Source organism: Actinomadura sp. 21ATH (assembly GCF_041951345.1).
Classification (GTDB): Bacteria; Actinomycetota; Actinomycetes; order Streptosporangiales; family Streptosporangiaceae; genus Spirillospora.
This window is the reverse complement of the sequence record NZ_JBGNUR010000011.1, coordinates 14672-33091: the sequence shown is the minus strand read 5'-3', so window position 1 is coordinate 33091 and position 18420 is coordinate 14672. Positions and strand designations below refer to the sequence as shown.

At 74.9% G+C, this 18420-nt stretch carries 16 protein-coding genes; 15 read left to right on the top strand and 1 reads right to left on the bottom strand.

Annotated elements, in window-relative coordinates; genetic code table 11:
• The first annotated feature begins 641 nt into the window (after positions 1–641).
• The 3 genes from ACA361_RS27605 (at position 642) to ACA361_RS27595 (ending at position 4605) form a co-directional block, all read left to right on the top strand.
• Positions 642–1772 carry a helix-turn-helix domain-containing protein gene (locus tag ACA361_RS27605; protein ID WP_375016538.1) on the top strand — a complete coding sequence of 377 codons (1131 nt, stop codon included), beginning with the start codon at positions 642–644 and terminating at the stop codon, positions 1770–1772.
• A 269-nt stretch (positions 1773–2041) separates the two neighbouring features.
• Entirely contained in the window at positions 2042–3373 is a 1332-nt protein-coding gene (locus ACA361_RS27600; protein WP_375016536.1) for a helix-turn-helix domain-containing protein, read from the top strand.
• A 128-nt stretch (positions 3374–3501) separates the two neighbouring features.
• Positions 3502–4605, top strand: a complete 1104-nt coding sequence (locus ACA361_RS27595; RefSeq protein WP_375016534.1) for a hypothetical protein — start codon at positions 3502–3504, stop codon at positions 4603–4605.
• 18 nt (positions 4606–4623) lie between these two features.
• Here the strand turns inward: ACA361_RS27595 and ACA361_RS27590 are convergent, their stop codons facing one another.
• On the bottom strand, positions 4624–5121 hold the full coding sequence (locus ACA361_RS27590) for a phosphoribosyltransferase (RefSeq protein ID WP_375016532.1): 498 nt from the start codon (positions 5119–5121) through the stop codon (positions 4624–4626).
• Between the two features lie 119 nt (positions 5122–5240).
• Here ACA361_RS27590 and ACA361_RS27585 point away from each other — a divergent pair, with 119 nt between their 5' ends.
• The 12 genes from ACA361_RS27585 to ACA361_RS27530 all read left to right on the top strand — a co-directional run bounded on the left by ACA361_RS27585 (position 5241) and on the right by ACA361_RS27530 (position 18419).
• Positions 5241–7373 carry an ATP-dependent DNA helicase gene (locus ACA361_RS27585; RefSeq protein WP_375016530.1) on the top strand — a complete coding sequence of 711 codons (2133 nt, stop codon included), beginning with the start codon at positions 5241–5243 and terminating at the stop codon, positions 7371–7373.
• Positions 7374–7469: 96 nt separating this feature from the next.
• On the top strand, positions 7470–8321 hold the full coding sequence (locus tag ACA361_RS27580; protein ID WP_375016527.1) for an IclR family transcriptional regulator: 852 nt from the start codon (positions 7470–7472) through the stop codon (positions 8319–8321).
• Positions 8318–8800 carry a pyridoxamine 5'-phosphate oxidase family protein gene (locus ACA361_RS27575; protein ID WP_375016525.1) on the top strand — a complete coding sequence of 161 codons (483 nt, stop codon included), beginning with the start codon at positions 8318–8320 and terminating at the stop codon, positions 8798–8800. Before ACA361_RS27580 ends, ACA361_RS27575 begins: the two co-directional genes overlap by 4 nt.
• The gene (locus ACA361_RS27570) at positions 8797–10032 is read left to right on the top strand and encodes a M20 family metallopeptidase (RefSeq protein ID WP_375016523.1); all 1236 of its coding nucleotides are present in this window, start codon (positions 8797–8799) and stop codon (positions 10030–10032) included. Before ACA361_RS27575 ends, ACA361_RS27570 begins: the two co-directional genes overlap by 4 nt.
• On the top strand, positions 10029–11006 hold the full coding sequence (locus tag ACA361_RS27565) for an ABC transporter permease (protein WP_375016521.1): 978 nt from the start codon (positions 10029–10031) through the stop codon (positions 11004–11006). Before ACA361_RS27570 ends, ACA361_RS27565 begins: the two co-directional genes overlap by 4 nt.
• Positions 11003–12184, top strand: coding sequence for a substrate-binding domain-containing protein (locus ACA361_RS27560; protein WP_375016519.1), 1182 nt, complete (start codon positions 11003–11005; stop codon positions 12182–12184). Before ACA361_RS27565 ends, ACA361_RS27560 begins: the two co-directional genes overlap by 4 nt.
• A gap of 16 nt (positions 12185–12200) precedes the next feature.
• A complete protein-coding gene (locus ACA361_RS27555; protein ID WP_375016517.1) occupies positions 12201–13724 on the top strand; it encodes a sugar ABC transporter ATP-binding protein in 1524 nt (507 codons plus the stop codon).
• A complete protein-coding gene (locus ACA361_RS27550) occupies positions 13721–14710 on the top strand; it encodes an ABC transporter permease (protein WP_375016515.1) in 990 nt (329 codons plus the stop codon). Before ACA361_RS27555 ends, ACA361_RS27550 begins: the two co-directional genes overlap by 4 nt.
• Positions 14703–15752, top strand: coding sequence for a sugar kinase (locus ACA361_RS27545; protein ID WP_375016513.1), 1050 nt, complete (start codon positions 14703–14705; stop codon positions 15750–15752). The genes ACA361_RS27550 and ACA361_RS27545 overlap by 8 nt, the downstream gene beginning before the upstream one ends.
• Positions 15749–16396, top strand: coding sequence for a bifunctional 4-hydroxy-2-oxoglutarate aldolase/2-dehydro-3-deoxy-phosphogluconate aldolase (locus tag ACA361_RS27540; RefSeq protein WP_375016511.1), 648 nt, complete (start codon positions 15749–15751; stop codon positions 16394–16396). The genes ACA361_RS27545 and ACA361_RS27540 overlap by 4 nt, the downstream gene beginning before the upstream one ends.
• The gene (locus ACA361_RS27535; protein WP_375016509.1) at positions 16393–17271 is read left to right on the top strand and encodes an amidohydrolase family protein; all 879 of its coding nucleotides are present in this window, start codon (positions 16393–16395) and stop codon (positions 17269–17271) included. The genes ACA361_RS27540 and ACA361_RS27535 overlap by 4 nt, the downstream gene beginning before the upstream one ends.
• Positions 17271–18419, top strand: coding sequence for a pyridoxal phosphate-dependent aminotransferase (locus tag ACA361_RS27530; RefSeq protein WP_375016508.1), 1149 nt, complete (start codon positions 17271–17273; stop codon positions 18417–18419). The genes ACA361_RS27535 and ACA361_RS27530 overlap by 1 nt, the downstream gene beginning before the upstream one ends.
• Position 18420: the final 1 nt, after the last annotated feature.

The following is an 18420-nucleotide window of genomic DNA, read 5'->3' as shown; positions in this document are numbered from 1 at the left end:
CGGGCGCCTCCTTGGCGTGATCTGCGACCGGGCAGGAGAGATCGGGAGACTTCGCCGTTTGGCCACAACCGAGCATTGGTCTCTGGTAACCTGCTCGGTTCTGTCGCGGCGCCTCCTACCGATGAGTAAACTAAGCGCGGACCTCGCACCCGACAAGGGCTCCCCCGAGAAAATCTCCGTTCGTCCCAATTTCTTGTCACCTGGTGATCAAAACGGCGGGACTTCTATAACGAGGTGAGTGGCCGGACGGCCCGCCGGCACGCCTGGCGGGCACCATCGAGCCTGGTCATCCGCCGATAACGGATCGGATCGCGACTCTTTGGAGCGACCTTCCGTGGATCGGTGCACGATACGCCCGAGTAGGTTACGTTTGACGTGTCGTAGATCACCGCGGGGACGTGGAGCATTCACATCGCCTCCGCTATGAATTGGGCGCGATATCGCTGACCGTAATGGCCGAACCGGAGTCGGGAGGCACCCCGCCGCCGCCCGCCATAACCGCGCGGCCGGCGGCGGTGTGAAGGAGGACGACGATGGCGCGCACCCTCGATCCGCCCGGGCGGGACCGGCGACCCGGACGGCTTCCCCCGCAGATAGCCGCCGTTCTCCGGCCTGAATTGGAGTCCCTCACCGAGGACATCATGAAAGAGGTCCGGCGGACGATCCCGGAGTACGCGCAGGGAGCGGGCGCGGACGGCGCGGCGGGCCGCGCGGAGGCCGCCGAGCGGCCCCGGCTGCGGCTGAGCGTGGAGCAGGCGCTGCGCACGTTCGTCGACCAGATCTCCGGCTCCACCGACTCGCGCGAGCGGCGCGACGAGTTGTGCCGGGCGCTGGGCCGGGCCGAGGCGTACGAGGGCCGCAGCCTGGACGCGCTCCAGGCCGCGTACCGGACGGGCGTGCAGGTCGCCTGGCGGCGTGTGGCGGAGGTCGGCCGCAGGCAGGGGCTGTCGCCGACGGTGATGTCGCAGCTGGCGGACGCGCTGTTCGCGTACATCGACGAGCTGGCGTCGCTGTCGGTGCAGGGCTACATGGAGGCCCGGTCGTTCAGCGCCGACGAGCGCGCCGAGCTGCGCCGGCGGCTGCTGCGGCTGATCCTGGAGCGCCCCAAGGCGTCCCGCACGGCGATCGCGCGGGCGGCCGCGGAGGCGGGCTGGAGCGTGCCCGCCGAGGTGACGGCGGTGGCGCTGCCCGCGCAGGCGCGCGTCCTGCGGGCGGCGCTGGACGACGATCTGCTGGCCGAGCTCGGCGGCGGCGAGCCGCACCTGCTGGTGCCCGGGCCGGTCGACGCGGCCCGGCGGGCGGCGCTGCTGGCGGCGCTGCCGGAGCGGCGCGGCGCGGCCGGGGTCACGGTGCCGCTGCCCGAGGCGGCGGACTCGCTGCGCTGGGCGCGGCGGACGCTGGACCTGGTGGACGCCGGGGTGCTTGACGACGAGGGGCTCACCCCGGCCGAGGACCACCTGCTGGAGCTGTGGCTGCTGGCCGACGGCGCGCTGCTGGACCAGGTCGCCCGGCAGCGGCTCGCGGTGCTGTCGCGGATGAGCGAGACGCAGCGGCTGCGGCTCACCGAGACGCTGGGCGCGTGGCTGGAGACGCAGGGGAACGCGGTGGAGACCGCGCGGCGACTCCAGGTGCACCCGCAGACGGTCCGCTACCGGCTGCGCCAGATCAACGAGGCGTTCGGGGACCAGCTGGCCGAAGCCGATTCGAGGTTCGCGCTGGAAGCGGTATTACGGGCGGGCCGATTGAGGCGGCGGAGCCCTTCGCTGCAATAAAGGCACGACCGATGATGACAGCGTGTGTCAAGATCATGACGGAGGGCGGTTTTAACGTTTCTTTACCGTAAAACGCTGCTCGATTGATCTACGTTCAGTGTGCTTCAGCTCACAAGAACTTCATCATGAACCTGCTCGGGGGGCGCGCAGGGGTCCCCCGCTCGGCGCGCCCACCGGGTCCATGACAGCGCCGTGGTCGGCAGCTCCGGCGACCCCGCCGGGCGGGCACCCTCCCACCCTCGACTCCGGCGTTACCGGAGGTTGCACCGATGACCCGAACGCTCGAACCGGGTGGCCTGGAGCGCACGGCGGCGACACCGCTGCCCCGGCGGCTCGCCACGATCATGCGGCCCGAGCTGCCCAGTCTCGCCGCGGAGATCATCGAGGAGATCCGCCGCTCCATCCCGGAGTACGGCCGTCCCATCCAGGGCCCGTACGTCCAGGCCCTGCAGATCGGCGTCGAGCGCGCGCTCGGCCACTTCGTCGACCAGATCGACGACCCGTCGGCGCCGCGCGAGCGGCACGAGGACACCTACCGGCGGCTCGGCCGGTTCGAGGCGCAGGAGGGCCGCACGCTCGACCACCTCCAGGCCGCGTTCCGGATCGGCGCGCAGGTCGCCTGGCGCCGCGTCATGCGCGTCGGGCCCCAGCGCAACCTGTCGTCGGCGGTGATGGCGCAGCTGGCCGACACGCTGTTCGCGTACATCGACGAGCTGGCCTCGCTCGCCCTCAAGGGCTACCTGGACGCGCTGCCCGCCGAGGAGCTGGAGGAGCACCGGCGCCGCCTGCTGCACCTGCTGCTGCGCCGCCCGCCGGCCTCCCGCCGCGCGATCGAGGAGCTGGCCGAGCTCGCCGAATGGGACGTGCCCGAGCAGGTGACGCTGGTCGCCGTGCCGCCGGGCTCCCGCGTCGTGCGGACCGCGCTGGACCAGGACGTGCTCGCCGACCTCACCGCCCCCGAGCCGCACCTGCTGGTGCCCGGCCGGATGACCGCCGACCGGCAGCGGATGCTGGCCGACGCGCTGCCCGAGGGCCGCGCGGTGTCGGGCGTGAGCGTCCCGCTGACCGGCACCGCCGACTCGCTGCGCTGGGCCCGCCAGGCGCTGGGGCTGGTGGACGCCGGGGTCCTGGACGACGGCCCGGTGACCCGCTGCGAGGACCACCTGGTCGAGCTGTGGCTGATGTCCGACCAGGCGCTGATCGACCAGATCGCCAAGCGCAACCTGGCGGGCATGTCGGCGCTGAACGACGGGCAGCGGCACCGGCTGCTGGAGACCCTGCACACCTGGCTCACCACCCGCGGCACCGCCGCCGAGATCGCCGAGGAGCTGCACGTCCACCCGCAGACCGTCCGGTACCGGATGCGCAAGCTGGAGGGCACGCTCGGCGACCGGCTCACCGACCCGGGGTCGCGCTTCGCGATCGAGGTGGCGCTGCGGGCCATGTGGCTGCGCCGCCGCGCCGGCGAGCCGGCCGCGTCCCCGGCGGCGGCCGAGGCGCCCGCGGCGGCGCCGGAACGGTCCGCCGCCCGCCCCCGCGGCGGCGGGCTCGCCGCGTTCGACCTCAGGGCCGCCACCGAGGCGGGAGTGCGCACCCGGTGATAAGGGGCGGGTGCGATTACGCACCCGCCAATAACCTTGTTTCACCAGGGTTGATTCGACCATTAGTTCCATGCTCCCATGCCATTTCGGCACCCTTTTATCGGCGGGACGCGTGGAGGTGCGTAGAGGTGCGCTCACGATCGGCGGGCGGTTCGCTGCTGGCGGGGCTCGGTACGGCGGCGATCCTGGCCGTCGCCACCGCGCCCCCGGTCTTCGCCGAGCCGGATCCCGCCCCGAGCGGGGAGACGACCGAGACCCCGGCCGAGCCGACGCCCACGCCCGACCCGTCGACGCCGCCCGACCCCTCGGATCCGCCGGACCCCACCGATCCGCCCGACCCCACGGACCCGCCGGACCCGACCGATCCGCCCGACCCCACCGATCCGCCGGACCCCACGGACCCGCCCGACCCCACGGACCCGCCCGACCCCACCGATCCGCCGGACCCGACCGACCCGCCGACCGATCCGGCCAAGCCCAGCCTGGGGCTGGGGCTGTCGGTGTCGTCGGCCACGGTCAAGCCCGGCGGGACGATCACGGTGATGGTCCGGGTGACGTCGGCGAAGGCGACCGCGCAGGGCACCGTGCTGCGGCTGGCGGCGACGAACGCGTCGGTGTCCCCCAGGGCGCAGGGCATGGGCAGCGTCGGCGCCACGGGCGGGAACGCGCAGGCCACCGTGCGGGCGCCGGCCGACGCCAGGCCGAGCAGGATCAGGCTGACGGCCACGGTGACGGCGTCCAAGGCCGCCCCGGTGTCCCGCGGCTACACGCTGTTCATCACCAGCGCCACCGGCGCGCTGCCGCCGGGCGTCTCGCTGTCGAACCTGCCGCCGGACGTGCCGCCGCTGACGAACTCCTCGTTCAACGCGGTGGCCGGGATCCCGGCGCCGCAGGTGGCGCTGCCGCCGGTGGCCTCGCCGCAGATCGCGCCGAGCCCGATGCCGCTGGTCCCCGTCGCCGCGCTGAGCCGCAACCGGGGCGAGCCGTTCGACACCGAGGACCTGGCCGCACTCCAGGCGGGCTGGCTGGCCGCGATGACCGTGTCGATCGCGCTGCTGCTGGCGCGCACCCGGCTGGCCAGGCGGCACGCCCTGCCGCCGCACATCCGGCGGATCCTGGCCGGGCGGCTGCTCACCGAGGCGCGCCTGCGCACGGTCCCGCCGCAGCCGGCGCCCAAGCCGGGACGGGTGACCTGGCTCCCGCCCACCACGAAGGGCGCGGTCCGCGTATGAACGCCGCTCCGCCGGGGGTCAGGCGTCGAGGACCTGGCCCTCGGAGCGGACGACCGGCGGCTCGGTCGACCAGGGGAAATTTATCCAGCGGTCGGTGTGCCGCCAGACGTACTCGCACTTGACCTCGCTGTGCGGCTTCTCGTACACCACGGCGCAGCGGACGTCGGCCACGTGGTCGGCGCAGAAGTCCCGGACCAGCTTGAGGGTCGCGCCGGTGTCGGCGACGTCGTCGGCGACCAGGACGCGGGCGCCCGACAGGTCGACGGCGTTCGGCACCGGGGGCAGCATCACGGGGAGGTCGAGCCGCTCGTTGACGCCGGTGTAGAACTCGACGTTCATCACGTGCAGGTTCTTGACGTCCAGCGCGTAGCCGAGCGCGCCGGCGACGAACAGGCCACCGCGGGCGATCGACAGGACGAGATCGGGACGGTAGCCGTCCTCGGCGATCTCCACGGCCAGCGCGCGCGAGGCCGAACCGAACAACTCCCAGGTCAGGACTTCTCTTTCCGCAGACACGAGGTATATCTTCGCCGACGCGGATCAGTGCTTCGTCCCGCCCCCGGCGTCCCGCCGGAGCCCTCCCGATCTCCGGGGCCGGGCGCGGATGTCGGCGGCGGGCGGTAGCGTTGGCCGACGTGCCCGCCCCTGATCTGCTCACCGGCAGCGACACCCAGATTCCGGACACGGCGACGCTGCTCGCCGCCGCCGTCGAGGCGATCGGCGGGGCCGAGCGGCCCGGCCAGGTCGAGATGGCGCGGGCGGTCGAACGGGCGATCGCGTCCGGCGAGCACCTGGCCGCCCAGGCGGGCACCGGCACCGGCAAGTCGCTGGCCTACCTGGTCCCGGCGATCCGGCACGCGATCAGCAAGAAGACCACGGTGGTGGTGTCCACGGCGACGATCGCGCTCCAGCGGCAGCTGGTCGACCGCGATCTCCCCCGGCTGGCCGAGACGCTGGAGCCGCTGCTCGGCGTCGAGCCGAAGTTCGCGATCCTCAAGGGCCGCCGCAACTACCTCTGCCTGAACAAGATCCAGACCGAGGCGTTCGACGATCCCGACGAGGGCGCCGAGAGCCTCTTCGACCCCCAGCAGGTGTCGGCGCTGGGACGCCAGGTCAAGCGCCTGCACGAGTGGGCCGACGAGACCCGGGAGGGCGACCGCGACGAGGTCGTCCCCGGCGTGAGCGAGCAGGCGTGGCGGCAGGTGTCGGTCACCGCCAAGGAGTGCCTGGGCGCCCAGCGCTGCCCGCAGGGCACCGAGTGCTTCGCCGAGCTGGCGCGGGCCCGGGCCGGCGAGGCGCACGTGGTGGTCACCAACCACGCGCTGCTGGCGATCGACGCCCTGGAGGACTTCCAGGTGCTGCCCGAGCACGACGTGGTGATCGTGGACGAGGCGCACGAGCTGGTCGACCGGGTCACCTCGGTCGCGACCGGCGATCTGAGCGCCGCCGGGGTCGAGGCGGCGGCGCGGCGCTGCGGCCGGCTGATCGAGGAGGGGCTGGCCGACCGGCTCAAGGAGTCGTCCGAGGGGCTGTCGCTGCTGCTGGAGGACCTCCCGGACGGCCGGATGGACGTCCTGTCCCCTGCCCTGGGCAACACCCTCGCCGTCGTCCGCGACGCCGCGCACACCTGCCTGACGGCGCTCGGGCCGGAGAAGAAGGACGCCGACCCGGGCAACGCGGCGGCGCGCAAGGCGGCGCGGTCCTCGCTGGAGGACCTGCACGACACGGCGGTACGGCTGCTGGAGTCGTTCCAGCCGGAGATCTCGGCGCGGTTCGAGGTGGTGTGGCTGGAGAAGCCGTTCGTCCCGGACGGGCGGCCCAGGCGGCCGCCGGCGCTGCACGTCGCGCCGATCGGCGTGGGCGGGCTGCTCCGCACGACGCTGTTCGAGGAGCGCACCGCCGTCCTCACCTCGGCCACGCTCACGCTCGGCGGGTCGTTCGAGCCGCTGGCCCGGCAGTGGGGGCTGCCGCCGCTGGGGGACGGCGCGTCCAGGGACGCCCGCACGGCCGCCGAGGGCCTCGCCCGGACCGCCGAGGACGACGGCGAGGGCGGCAGCGGCCACAAGGGCGACAAGGGCGACAAGGACAAGAAGAAGATCGCCTGGACGGGGCTGGACGCCGGCTCGCCGTTCGACCACGCGCGGTCGGGCATCCTCTACGTCGCCCGCCACCTCCCGCAGCCGGGCCGGGACGGGCTCGCCGACGCCTACCTCACCGAGATCACCGAGCTGATCGAGGCGGCCGGGGGCCGCACGCTCGGGCTGTTCTCGTCCATGCGCGCGGCCCGGCAGGCCGCCGACGAGCTGCGCGACCATCTCACCCATCCGCTGCTGTGCCAGGGCGAGGACTCCACGTCCCTGCTGGTCAAGCAGTTCGCCGAGGACGAGCGGACGTCGCTGTTCGGCACCCTGTCGCTGTGGCAGGGCGTCGACGTCCCCGGGCCCGCGCTCCGGCTGGTGATCATGGATCGGATCCCGTTCCCGCGCCCGGACGACCCGGTGTCCTCGGCCCGCTCGCGGGCGATCGCGGCCAAGGGCGGCAACGGCTTCATGTCGGTCGCCGCCACCCACGCGGCGCTGCTGCTCGCCCAGGGCGCGGGCCGCCTGCTGCGTTCGATGGACGACCGCGGCGTGGTGGCCGTCCTGGATCCGCGGCTGGCCACGGCGCGCTACGGCGGGTTCCTGAAGGCGTCGCTGCCGCCGTTCTGGCCGACGACCGATCCGGCGGTCGTCCGCGACGCGCTGCGCCGCCTCGACGCCGCTTCCTGAATCTTCCCTCCTTCCACCGGACGCCGTCCGGGGCCGAACGCTGCCCAGATTTCACCCCTTGTGCACGTCAGGCAGTCGCTGGTAGGAATGGACGCCATGTCCAGACTGAGAATGGACGATGAGTCCAAAGTGGCCGGAACGGCGGCCGCGACCGGCACGGCCAAGGCCCTCGTGAAGGGCATGGGGCTGGTCGATCTCATCGCCGCGGACGGCCCGCGGCGGCTCACCGACCTGGTCGAGGCGAGCGGCGTCCCGCGCGGCACCGTCGTCCGGCTGCTGGAGGTGCTGCTGGACGCCGGGATCCTGCGCACCGACGCCGCCGGGCTGTACGACCTCGGCCCCCGGCTCGCGGTCTGGGGGCAGCGCTTCCTGGACCGGCTGGACATCCGCGGGCTCGCCCAGGACCTCATGGCCGGGCTCTCGGCCGAGACCCGGGAGACCTGCTTCCTCGGCATCGTGCAGGACGACCAGGTGCTGTACGTCGCCAAGATCGACAGTCCGCAGGCGGTCCGGCCCGCGGCCGTGGTCGGCACCGTGAACCCGCTGCACTGCACCGGGATCGGGAAGGTGCTGCTCGCCCACGCCGACGAGCGGACCCGGCGGCGCTGCCTGGAGCGCCCGCTGGTCCGCAAGACCCCCAACACCATCACCGACCCGGACGCGCTGGCCGCCGAGCTGGCCGCGACCCGCGACCGCGGCTACGCGATCGACGAGATCGAGAACGAGGACGGGGTGCGCTGCGTCGCCGTCCCCGTCCGCGACCACACCGGGCAGGTCGCCGCGGCCCTGTCGGTCTCGGCGCCCGCGTACCGCTTCCCCCGCGAGGGCCTGCCGGCCGTCGCGGAACTGGCGCTGGCCGCCGCCGCGACGCTGTCGGAGCGGCTCGGGCACCAGCCGCGAACCCCCGCCGATCCCACCGGATCGCACGAGCACGAGGAGGTCTCATGAGCGAGACGCCCACCACCGACGAGAGCTGGCGCGGCAAGGTCGGCAGGCTGGCCGGCGACGAGGTCGCCGCCTTCCTGGCCGAGGGCCACATCGCGCGGCTGGCCTGCCTGGACGGCGAGGGCTGGCCGTACGTGGTGCCGTGCTGGCACGAGTGGGACGGGTCCGCGTTCTGGGTCGTGCCCCGCGAGCGCGCGGCCTGGGCCCGCTACCTGGCCGCCGAGCCGCGCTGCGCGATCACCGTGGACGAGGCCGGCACCCAGCGCAAGGTGGTCGCGCAGGCGCGCGCCGTCCTGGTGGAGGAGCCGTGCCTGAACGGGCGGTGGCTTCCGGTCGCCGAGCGGATGAGCGTGCGCTACCTGGGCGAGAACGGCCCGAAGTACCTGGAGCCGACGCTCGACAAGCCGCGCTGGCTGTTCCGGCTCGAGCCGGTCAACCTCACCACCTGGCAGGGCAACGACTGGGCGGAGAAGTACAAGTGACCGCCGACGTCGTCGAGCTGACCCGGGCGCTGGTCCGGGTGCCGAGCCCCAACCCGGGCGGCGACGAGAGCGGGGTCGCCGGGGCCCTCGCGGAGATGGCGCGGGACGCCGGGCTGCCCGCCGGAACCGTTCTGGAACGGTCCAAGTCCGGTTCGCGCGCCCCTTCGCGCCCGAACCTCCTCTTCACCCTCGACTTCGGTCCCGGCGGCCGGCACCTGGTGCTGTGCGGCCACATGGACACCAAGCCGATCGGCGACGCCGAGTGGACCGCCGACCCGCTGGGCGCCGACCTGGACGGCGACCGCCTCTACGGCCTCGGCTCGGCCGACATGAAGGGCGCGCTCGCCGCCATGGTGCTGGCCGCGGGCCGGCTCACCGGCGGGGACGCCCCGGCGGCCGGGCGGCTCTCGCTGCTGTTCACCGCCGACGAGGAGGACGGCGCGTACCACGGCGCCCAGTACCTCGCCGAGGCGCCGCCGCCCGCCCTGCGCGACGCCGGCCGGCCCGACGCCGTACTGATCGGCGAGCCCGGCGGCATGGAGGCCGACTACGACCTCCTCCACCTGGGCAGCCGCGGCATCGCCCGGCTCCGCGCCACCGCGTACGGGCGGCAGGGCCACTCCAGCCTCTCCGGCGAGCCCGGCACCCGCAACGCCGGGGTGGACGCCGCGCGCGCCGCGGTCGCGCTGGCCGAGGAGCTGGAACTGCCCTCGCCCGCCGACCCGTACGGCATCCGCGGCTGGACCACCACGGTCAACACGGGGCTCGCGTACCGGGGCGGCGTCGGGTACGGCGTGCTGCCCGGCCGGATGGGCGTGGACACCGAGGTGCGGCTGTTGCCCGGGATGACCCGCGCGGACGTGGAGAAGCCGATCGCCGACCTGGTCGGGCGGGTGGCGGAGCGGACCGGCGCGCGGCTGGAGGTCGAGTTCGACGAGCAGGGCCTGCTGCCCGGCACGGTCGCCGACCCCGGCGGGCCGCTGCCGCGCGCCGTCCGGGAGGCCGCCGGGCGGGTGCTCGGGCACGTCCCGCCGGACGCGATGTTCCCCGGGACGACCGACGCCGCGTTCCTGCAGCCGGCGTGGAACGTTTCCGTCCTGCCCGCGTTCGGGCCCGGCCTGCTGCGGCGGGCGCACGGCGCCGACGAGTGGGTGTCGGTGGCGGCGCTGCGGCGGGCCGTGGACCTGTACGCGGGCATCGCCGCCGCGTTCTGCGCGGGGGCGGACCGGTGAGCGCCGGGACGCTGACGGCCGGCCGGGGCCGCTCGCTCGCGTCGGCGACGACGCTGATGCCGCTGAGCGGGCTCGCGCTCGTACTGATCATCGCCGCGGTGGTGACGCCCGGCTTCTACTCCGGCGCCAACCTGCGCCTGGTGCTGTTCCAGGCGGGCCTGATCGGCATCACCGCGGTCGGCCAGACGCTGGTGCTGCTCGGCCGGGGCATCGACCTGTCGGTCGGCGCGGTGATGGGCCTGACGACCGTGATCATCGCCGCGCAGAGCGGGGGCGACGCCGGCCGGCTGCCGCTGGCGATCGGGCTGGCGGTGCTCGCCGGCCTCGCGGTCGGCGCGGTGAACGCCGGGCTGGTCGTGCTGCGCGGCGTACCGCCGTTCGTGGCCACGTTCGCGGTGTTCGTGCTGATCCAGGGCGCGATCACGGCGTGGACGAAGGGCGCGGCCGCGGGCGACATCCCCAAGGCGCTCCAGCCGCTCGGCTCGGGCCGGTTCCTGGGCGTGCCGACGCCGCTGTGGCTGTTCGCCGCGATCGCGGCCGTCGTGGCGGTGGTCCTGGCCCGCACCAGCGCCGGGCGGCGGCTGTACGCGACCGGCTCCAACCCGCGGGCGGCCCGGCTGTCGGGCATCCGCACCGGCCGGGTGATGGCCGCCGGGTACCTCGCCAGCGCGCTGCTGGCGGTGCTGGCGGGCCTGGTCAGCGCCGCGTACGCGGGCCACGTGGACGCCCAGCTGTCGCGCAGCCTGGACCTGAACTCGCTGGCCGCGGCCGTGATCGGCGGCATCGCGCTGACCGGCGGGCGCGGGCACATCGGGCACACCGTGATCGGCGTGGCGCTGCTCGCCGTGCTGATCGTCTGGATGATCCAGCTCGGCGCCGGGGCCGGCGGCCAGCTCGCCGTGCAGGGCGCCGCGATCCTGCTGGCCACCTGGCTGCGCCAGCGCGGGACGAACGGCTCAGGAGGTGGCGGATGACCCGCTCCCGTACGAAGATCACCGCCGCGGCGGTGCTGGCCGGGGCGCTCGCCCTGGGCGCGTGCAGTACCGAGCGCGAGTCGCTCACCGCCGGGCTCGGCGAGGCCGCCGACTGCACCGGCCCGCAGGCGCGGGCCGCGCAGCAGAAGTACGCCGAGACCTGGCGTACGGCGGGCGAGGCGATCGGCCTCAAGGGCCTGTCCCCCGCGCGGGCGAAGGTCTGCGAGGTCGACACCGGCAGGTTCGCCAAGGAGCGGCCCAAGGGCGGCTACCGGGTCGCGATCGCCGCGCAGGGCCCGACGAACGCGTGGGCGCTGACCAACGAGGAGGCGTTCAAGCACCGGGCCGGGCAGCGCGGTGTGGACGTCCTGTACGCCTCGGCCAACGGCGACGTGAACAAGCAGGTCGACAACGTCCAGCAGCTCGTGGCGCAGCGCCCGGACGCGATGGTCGTCGTCCCGATGGGCGACGCGATCACCGGCCAGGTCCGCGCCGCCGCCGCGCAGGGCATCCCGGTCGTGGTGTGCTCGGGCCGGCTCGGCGAGGGCTCCGGCGCCGTCAGCACGGTGACCCGCGACTACGAGCTCCAGGGGACGCTGTGGGCCGAGTGGATCGCCCAGCGGATCGGCGGCGAGGGCAAGGTCGCCATGCTGTCGGGGATCGCGGGCGTGCCGACGGCCGAGCTGCCGAAGGCGCAGGCGGAGCGGATCTTCGCCGCGAAGTACCCGGGCATCGAGGTCGTCGCCAAGCAGAACACCGACTGGTCGGCGACCAAGGCCAAGACCGTGGCGGCGCAGCTGCTGGCCCGCCACCCGGACCTGGACGCGATCTGGTCGGACTCGTCGATCACCAACCTCGGCGTGTACGAGGCGTACAGCCAGGCGGGCAAGCCCGTGCCGCCGGTCACCGGGGACGTGACCAACGCGTTCCTGAAGGCGGTGCGCGGGAAGAACGTGCCGTTCGCGCTGGGGGCGTTCCCGCCCGAGCAGAGCGCGCGGTGCCTCGACGTGGCGCTGGACGCGCTCGGCGGCAGGAAGGTGCCGAGCCAGGTGAACGTCGACGCGGCGGTCTTCACGCACGAGCGCATCGACCAGTACGTCCGGCCGGAATGCAGCGACGACCTGGCGGTGCCCTCGGCGCTGCCGGCCGACCTGCTCAAGAAGCTCAAGCTGTGCTGAGGGAGGTGACCCCGAGATGACGACGACGCGGACCCCGGCGCTGGAGGCGCGCGGGCTGGTCAAGCGGTTCCCCGGCGTGACGGCGCTGGACGGGGCCGGGCTGGTCTGCCGGCCGGGCCGGGTGCACGCCCTGCTCGGCGAGAACGGCGCGGGCAAGTCCACCCTCGTGCGCATCCTGACCGGCAACCATCCGCCCGACGAGGGCGAGCTGCTGATCGGCGGGGAGCCCGTCCGGCTGGACGACCCGCGGCAGGCCCTCGCGCACGGCGTGACGGCCGTCTACCAGGAGCTGACCGTCCTGCCGGAGCTGTCCGTCCTGGACAACGTGATGCTGGGCCAGGAGGTCGCGCGCCGCGGCCTGCTCGACCGCGGCGGGCAGCGCGACACGGCGCGGGCCGCGCTCGGCCGCGTCGGCCTCGGCGACCTGGACCCGCGGGCGCGGGCCGGGACGCTGTCGGCCGCCACCCGGCAGCTGGTCGAGATCGCCCGCGCGCTGGTGCGCGGCAGCCGGGTGCTGCTGCTGGACGAGCCGTCCGCGCTGCTGTCCGGCGAGGGCCTGGACGCGCTGCACGCGGTCGTCCGCGAGCTGACCGCCGACGGCGTCGCGATCATCTACATCACGCACCGGCTGGAGGAGGTGCGGGCGCTCGCCGACGACGTCACGATCCTGCGCGACGGCCGGCTCGTCTCCTCCGGCCCGGTGGCGGACTACCCGGTCGACCGGATCGTCCGCGAGATGGTCGGCCGGGACGTGGCCGCGGTGTTCCCCGGCCTCGCCGCCCCCCGGGACGAGGACGTGCTGGCCGTGCGGGGGCTGGTGCCGGCGGGACGGTCCGTACCGCCGCTGGACCTGACCGTGCGGGCCGGCGAGATCGTCGGCGTCGCGGGGCTGCTCGGCTCCGGCCGCAGCACGCTCCTGCGCACCCTGGCCGGCGTGATGCCGCGCTCGGCCGGGACGGTCACCGTGAACGGCGCCGCCGTGCGGGGGTCGCTGCGCGCGGCCGTGGACGCGGGCGTCGTGCTGGTGCCCGAGGAGCGCAAGACCGAGGGCCTGGTGCTCGACCTGCCCGTCCGGGCCAACACGACGCTGTCGAGCCTGCGGTCGGTCGCCCCCGGCGGCTGGCTGTCGGGGGCCCGCGAGCGCGCCGCGTTCGAGGAGGAGCGGGACCGGTTCGGGATCCGGGTGTCCGGCCCGGGGCAGCGCACCGGGCAGCTGTCGGGCGGCAACCAGCAGAAGATCGTGCTGGCCAAGTGGCTGCGCACCGGCCCGAAGGTGCTGCTGCTGGACGAGCCGACCCGCGGCATCGACATCGGCGCCAAGACCGAGATCTACCGGATCATCGCCGAGCTGGCCGCCCAGGGCCTGGCCGTGGTCTTCGCCTCCAGCGAGCTGCCGGAGGTGACCGGGCTGGCGCACCGGGTGCTGGTGTGCCGGGACGGCCGGGTCGCCGGCGAGCTGACCGGCGACGAGATCGACGAGGAGCGGATCATGCATGTGGCGCTCGGCACCTCCGGCACCGGAGACGAGGTGGCGTCATGACCGTCATGACCGCGCCGGGCGGGCGCGCCGCCGGGCGCTCGCCGGGGGACGTGCTCGCCGCGGCGGCCCGTACCGGGCTGGCGGCCTGGGCGATCGTCGCCGTGCTGGTGGCGGTGCTGACCGTCGCGAACCCGGGCGGGTTCTGGGCGGCGGCCAACATCGCCAACGTGCTGACGGCCACCGTCGTGCTCGGGCTGGTGGCCCTCGGGCAGCACCTGGTCGTGCTGACCGGCGGCATCGACCTGTCGGTCGGGTCCACCGCGACGCTGTCCGCGCTGCTGACCGCGATGCTGATCGACGGCTACCCGATCCGGACGATCCCCACGATCATCGCGATGCTGGCGCTGGGCGCCGCGATCGGCGTTCTGCACGGGCTCATCGTGGCGCGGACGACGATCCCGGCGTTCGTGGTGACGCTGTCGACGTTCTACCTGATCCAGGGCATCGCGTTCCTGATCAGCACCACCCCGACCGGCCAGGTCACCCGGGCGCTGGCCGCGGTGGGCATGCGGCGCGCCGGGCCGTTCCCGCTGGCGCTGGCGGTGCTGGCGGTCGCCGTGGCGATCGTGGCGGTGCTGCTGCACCGCACCCGGTTCGGGCGGCACGTCCACGCGGTCGGCGGCGACAAGGAGGCGGCCCGCTCGGCGGGCGTGCCGGTGCACCGCACCCTGCTGCTCGCGTTCATGATCGCGGGCACGCTGGCCGCGGCGGCCGGGATCATGCTGGCCGCGCGCGCCACGATCGGCTCTCCCAGCGCGGGCCAGGGCCTGGAACTGTCGGCCATCACGGTCGTGGTCGTCGGCGGCGCCTCGCTGCTGGGCGGCCGGGCCAGCCTGACCGGGACGCTCGGCGGCGTGACGCTGCTCGCCCTGGTGGAAAGCTCGTTCACGCTGCTCCAGCTCCCCGCCACCGCCTCCGACCTGATCCGCGGCGTCGTGATCCTGGCGGCCGCCGCACTCTTCGTACCGAGGACCAACGATGACTGACGCTCCCGAACCTCCTTCCGGGCCCGCCGCGCCCGCCGTGCCACCGGTGCCCGTCGTGCCGCACGTGGTCGGCCTCGGCGAGTCGCTGCTGCGGCTCTCGCCGCCCGGCCACCGGCGGCTCGACCACGCCACCGGGCTGGAGGTGGAGGTCGGCGGCGCCGAGATGAACGCGCTGATCGCGGCCGCCGGGCTGGGCGTGCCCGCCACCTGGATCTCCCGGGTGGCCGACAACCCGCTCGGGCACCGGATCGCCGCGCACGCGCACGCGTTCGGCGTCCGGACCCACATCGAATGGGACCCCGGCGCCCGCGCCCCGCTGTACTTCGTCGAGCAGGGCGTGCCGCCGCGGCCGTCGGAGGTCCTCTACGACCGTTCCGGCACCGCGATGCGGGACCTCACGCCGGACGCGTTCGACTGGGCGGCCCTGACGGACGGCGCCGGCGCGGCGCTGAGCAGCGGGATCACCTGCGCGCTCGGCCCCGGCCCGGCCGCCGCCGTCGCGGCGCTGCTGTCGGCGGCGCGCGGCAACGGCGCGGTCACCGCGTTCGACGTCAACCACCGCGCCCGGATGTGGACGTGGGAGGAGGCCGTCCCGGTGCTGCGCGGCGTGCTGCCGCACGTGGACGTCCTGCTCGCCAGCCGCCACGACCTGCTGCGGCTGCTGCCGGACGCCCCCGCGGACGCCGCGGTGGCGGAGCTGGCGCGGCGGGCGATCGGGGAGTTCGGCCACGAGATGGTCGTGCTCCGCGAGACCGACCAGCTGCCCGGACGGCGGGTCGCCGCCCGCGTCACCGCCGTCACCGCCGGCGGTGAGCACGCCGGCGGCACCCACGAGGCCGACGTCGTCGACACGTTCGGGGCCGGCGACGCGGCGCTCGGCGTCCTGCTGGCCGCCCGGCTGGCCGGCGACGGCCCCGCCGAGGTCGCGGACAAGGCGGCCTGGGCGGGCGCGTTCCAGCACACCATGCCCGGCGACGCCTGCCGGATCCGCCCCGCGGACCTGGCGCGGCGCGGGGCCGAGGGACGGAGGATCCTGCGATGACCGGGGCGACCGAGCCCGTGACCGCCGCCGGCCTCGGCGGCGCGATCGCCATCCTGCGGATGACCGACCACGCGCACATCGCCGCGGTCGGCGCCGCCCTGTACGGGGCGGGCATCAAGGCCATGGAGGTCACCTTCGACCACCCCGGCTCCCCGGCCGCGCTGCGCGAGCTGCGCGCCGCGCTGCCCGCCGACGCGCTGCTGGGGGCGGGCACGATCCGTACCCGCGAGCAGGTCGAGGAGGCCGCGGCCTGCGGCGCCCGCTACTGCGTCAGCCCGCACACCGACACCGGGCTGATCCGCGCCGTGCTGGGCGCGGGCCTGGAGCCGCTGCCGGGCGCCGCCACCCCCACCGAGGTCGCCGCCGCGCAGGACGCGGGCGCGCGGCTGATCAAGCTGTTCCCGGCGGGCGCGCTCGGGCCGCCGTACCTGAAGGCGCTGCGCGGCCCGTTCCGGGAGGTGTCGTTCATCCCGACCGGCGGCGTCCGGCACGACGCCGCCGGCGAGTGGCTGGCGGCGGGCGCGGTGGCGGTCGGGCTCGGCTCCGACCTCGTCCCCGCCGCGCCCGGTCCCGGCGACGTTCCCGGCATCGCCGAGCGCGCCGCGACGGTGGCGGCGCAGATCGCGGCGGCGGCGCGATCGTGATCGTCGACGCGCACCTGCACGTCTTCCGCCCGGCCGCGGTACGGCGCCGGGCGGTGGACGAGCTGGCCCCGGCCGGCCGGGACGCCCCGGCGCGGGACCTGCTCGGCCTGATGGCGGCCGCCGGGGTCGACCGGGCGGTGCTCGTGCCGCTCGGCCCGGAGGACGAGTACGTGGCCGAGGCGCGCGCCGCCCATGCGCGGCGCTTCGCCGCGGTCGCGGTCGCGGGCCCGGAGATCCAGGGAAGGCGCCCGGGCCCGGGCCCGCTGGAGGCCCTGCGCGCGCGGCTCGCGCAGGGCTTCTCCGGCCTCCGCACGCAGTGGCTCGGCGAGCCGGGCCGCCCGCTGGCCGGCAGCCCGATGCTGCCGGTGCTGCGGGAGCTCGCCGAGCGCGGGCTGCCGCTGTGGAGCTACCTCCCGCCCGGCCAGCTCCCGCTCCTGCGCGAGCTGCCGGGCACGGTGCCCGACCTGAGGATCGTGCTGAACCATCTCGGGTTCGCCCCGCACGGCATGCGCGTGGACGCGCACGGCCGGCCGTACTTCGAGGATCCGTTCCCGCCGCCCGTGGTGGAGACGGTCCTGGAGCTGGCCCGCCACCCGAACGCGTACCTGATGTTCTCCGGGCAGTACGCGCTGTCCCGGGAGGAGCCGCCGTACTCCGACCTCGACGGCGTCGTGCGCGCGTTCGCCGACGCCTACGGCGCGGACCGGATGCTCTGGGCCTCCGACTACCCGTGGACCCGCGACGTCCCGGGCTACGCCGAGCTGCTCGGCCTGGCCGCGCACGCGCTGCCCGGCCTGTCGGCCGCCGAACGCGCCGCGCTGCACGGCGGCACCGCGCTGTCCCTGTTCCCCGAACTCGCAACGAAGGAGCCCTGATGCCGTCCATCGCCCCCAACGCCGAGCGGATGCCCCGCTCCGGCATCCGCGCCATCATGGACATGGCCTGGCGGCTGCCGGACCCGGTCATCGGGCTGCACGTGGGTGAGCCCAGCTTCACCACGCCCAGGCACGTCCTGGACGCGGCGGCCGCCGCCTACGAACAGGCGCGCACCCGGTACGTCCCCAACGCCGGGGTGACCGAGCTGCGCGAGGCGATCGCCGCCAAGCTCCGCGACCTCAACGGCATCGCGGCCGCGACCACCGAGCAGGTCATCGTGACCGCCGGCGGGATGCAGGCGCTTCAGCTCGGCATGAGCTCGGTCGTCGGCGCCGGCGACGAGGTGCTGATCCCCGACCCGGGCTGGCCGAACTTCAACATGCTGGTGCAGCTCCTCCAGGGCGTGCCCGTCCGGTACGAGCTGCGCCCGGAGAACGGCTTCCAGCCCGACGTCGCCGACCTCGCCGCGCTGGTCACCCCGCGGACCCGGGCGATCGTGGTGAACTCGCCGTCCAACCCGCTCGGCACCGTGCTGCCCGCGGAGACCGTCGAGCGGCTCGTCGCGTTCGCCCGCGAGCACGACCTGTGGCTGGTCTCCGACGAGTGCTACGAGGAGATCACCTTCGACGGGCCGCACGTCAGCCCCGCCGTGTACGACACCGACGGCCGGGTGATCAGCTGCTTCAGCTTCTCCAAGACGTACGCGATGACCGGCATGCGCGTCGGCTACGTGCTGGCGCCGCCGGTGCTGGCGCCCGTCTGCGCCAAGCTCCAGGAGCCGCTGGTGGCGTGCGTGAACGCGCCCGCGCAGTACGGCGCGCTCGCGGCGCTGGCCGGGCCGCAGGACCAGAAGGCCGAGGCGCGCGAGGCGTACCGCGAGCGGCGGGAGGCGGCCACGGCGGCGCTCGACGCGGCGGGGCTGCCGTACCTGCGTCCCGAGGGCGCGTTCTACCTGTGGGTGGACGTGTCGGACCGGTGCGGCGACGACGTGACCGAGTGGGCGATCCGGCTCCTGAAGGAGGAGCATGTCGCGGTCGCGCCCGGGACGACGTTCGGCCCGCACGGCGCGGGCTGGATCCGGCTGTCCCTGGCCACGGCCACCGAGGACCTGCTGGAGGGGATCGGGCGCATCGTCCGCTGCCGCTGAG

Excerpts from the sequence above, each read along its gene's own strand:
- ACA361_RS27605 (WP_375016538.1), top strand. The coding sequence starts at position 642 with ATGAAAGAGGTCCGGCGGACGATCCCGGAGTACGCGCAGGGAGCGGGC.
- ACA361_RS27600 (WP_375016536.1), top strand. The coding sequence starts at position 2,042 with ATGACCCGAACGCTCGAACCGGGTGGCCTGGAGCGCACGGCGGCGACA.
- ACA361_RS27580 (WP_375016527.1), top strand. The coding sequence starts at position 7,470 with ATGTCCAGACTGAGAATGGACGATGAGTCCAAAGTGGCCGGAACGGCG.
- ACA361_RS27575 (WP_375016525.1), top strand. The coding sequence starts at position 8,318 with ATGAGCGAGACGCCCACCACCGACGAGAGCTGGCGCGGCAAGGTCGGC.
- ACA361_RS27560 (WP_375016519.1), top strand. The coding sequence starts at position 11,003 with ATGACCCGCTCCCGTACGAAGATCACCGCCGCGGCGGTGCTGGCCGGG.
- ACA361_RS27555 (WP_375016517.1), top strand. The coding sequence starts at position 12,201 with ATGACGACGACGCGGACCCCGGCGCTGGAGGCGCGCGGGCTGGTCAAG.
- ACA361_RS27550 (WP_375016515.1), top strand. The coding sequence starts at position 13,721 with ATGACCGTCATGACCGCGCCGGGCGGGCGCGCCGCCGGGCGCTCGCCG.
- ACA361_RS27545 (WP_375016513.1), top strand. The coding sequence starts at position 14,703 with ATGACTGACGCTCCCGAACCTCCTTCCGGGCCCGCCGCGCCCGCCGTG.
- ACA361_RS27540 (WP_375016511.1), top strand. The coding sequence starts at position 15,749 with ATGACCGGGGCGACCGAGCCCGTGACCGCCGCCGGCCTCGGCGGCGCG.
- ACA361_RS27530 (WP_375016508.1), top strand. The coding sequence starts at position 17,271 with ATGCCGTCCATCGCCCCCAACGCCGAGCGGATGCCCCGCTCCGGCATC.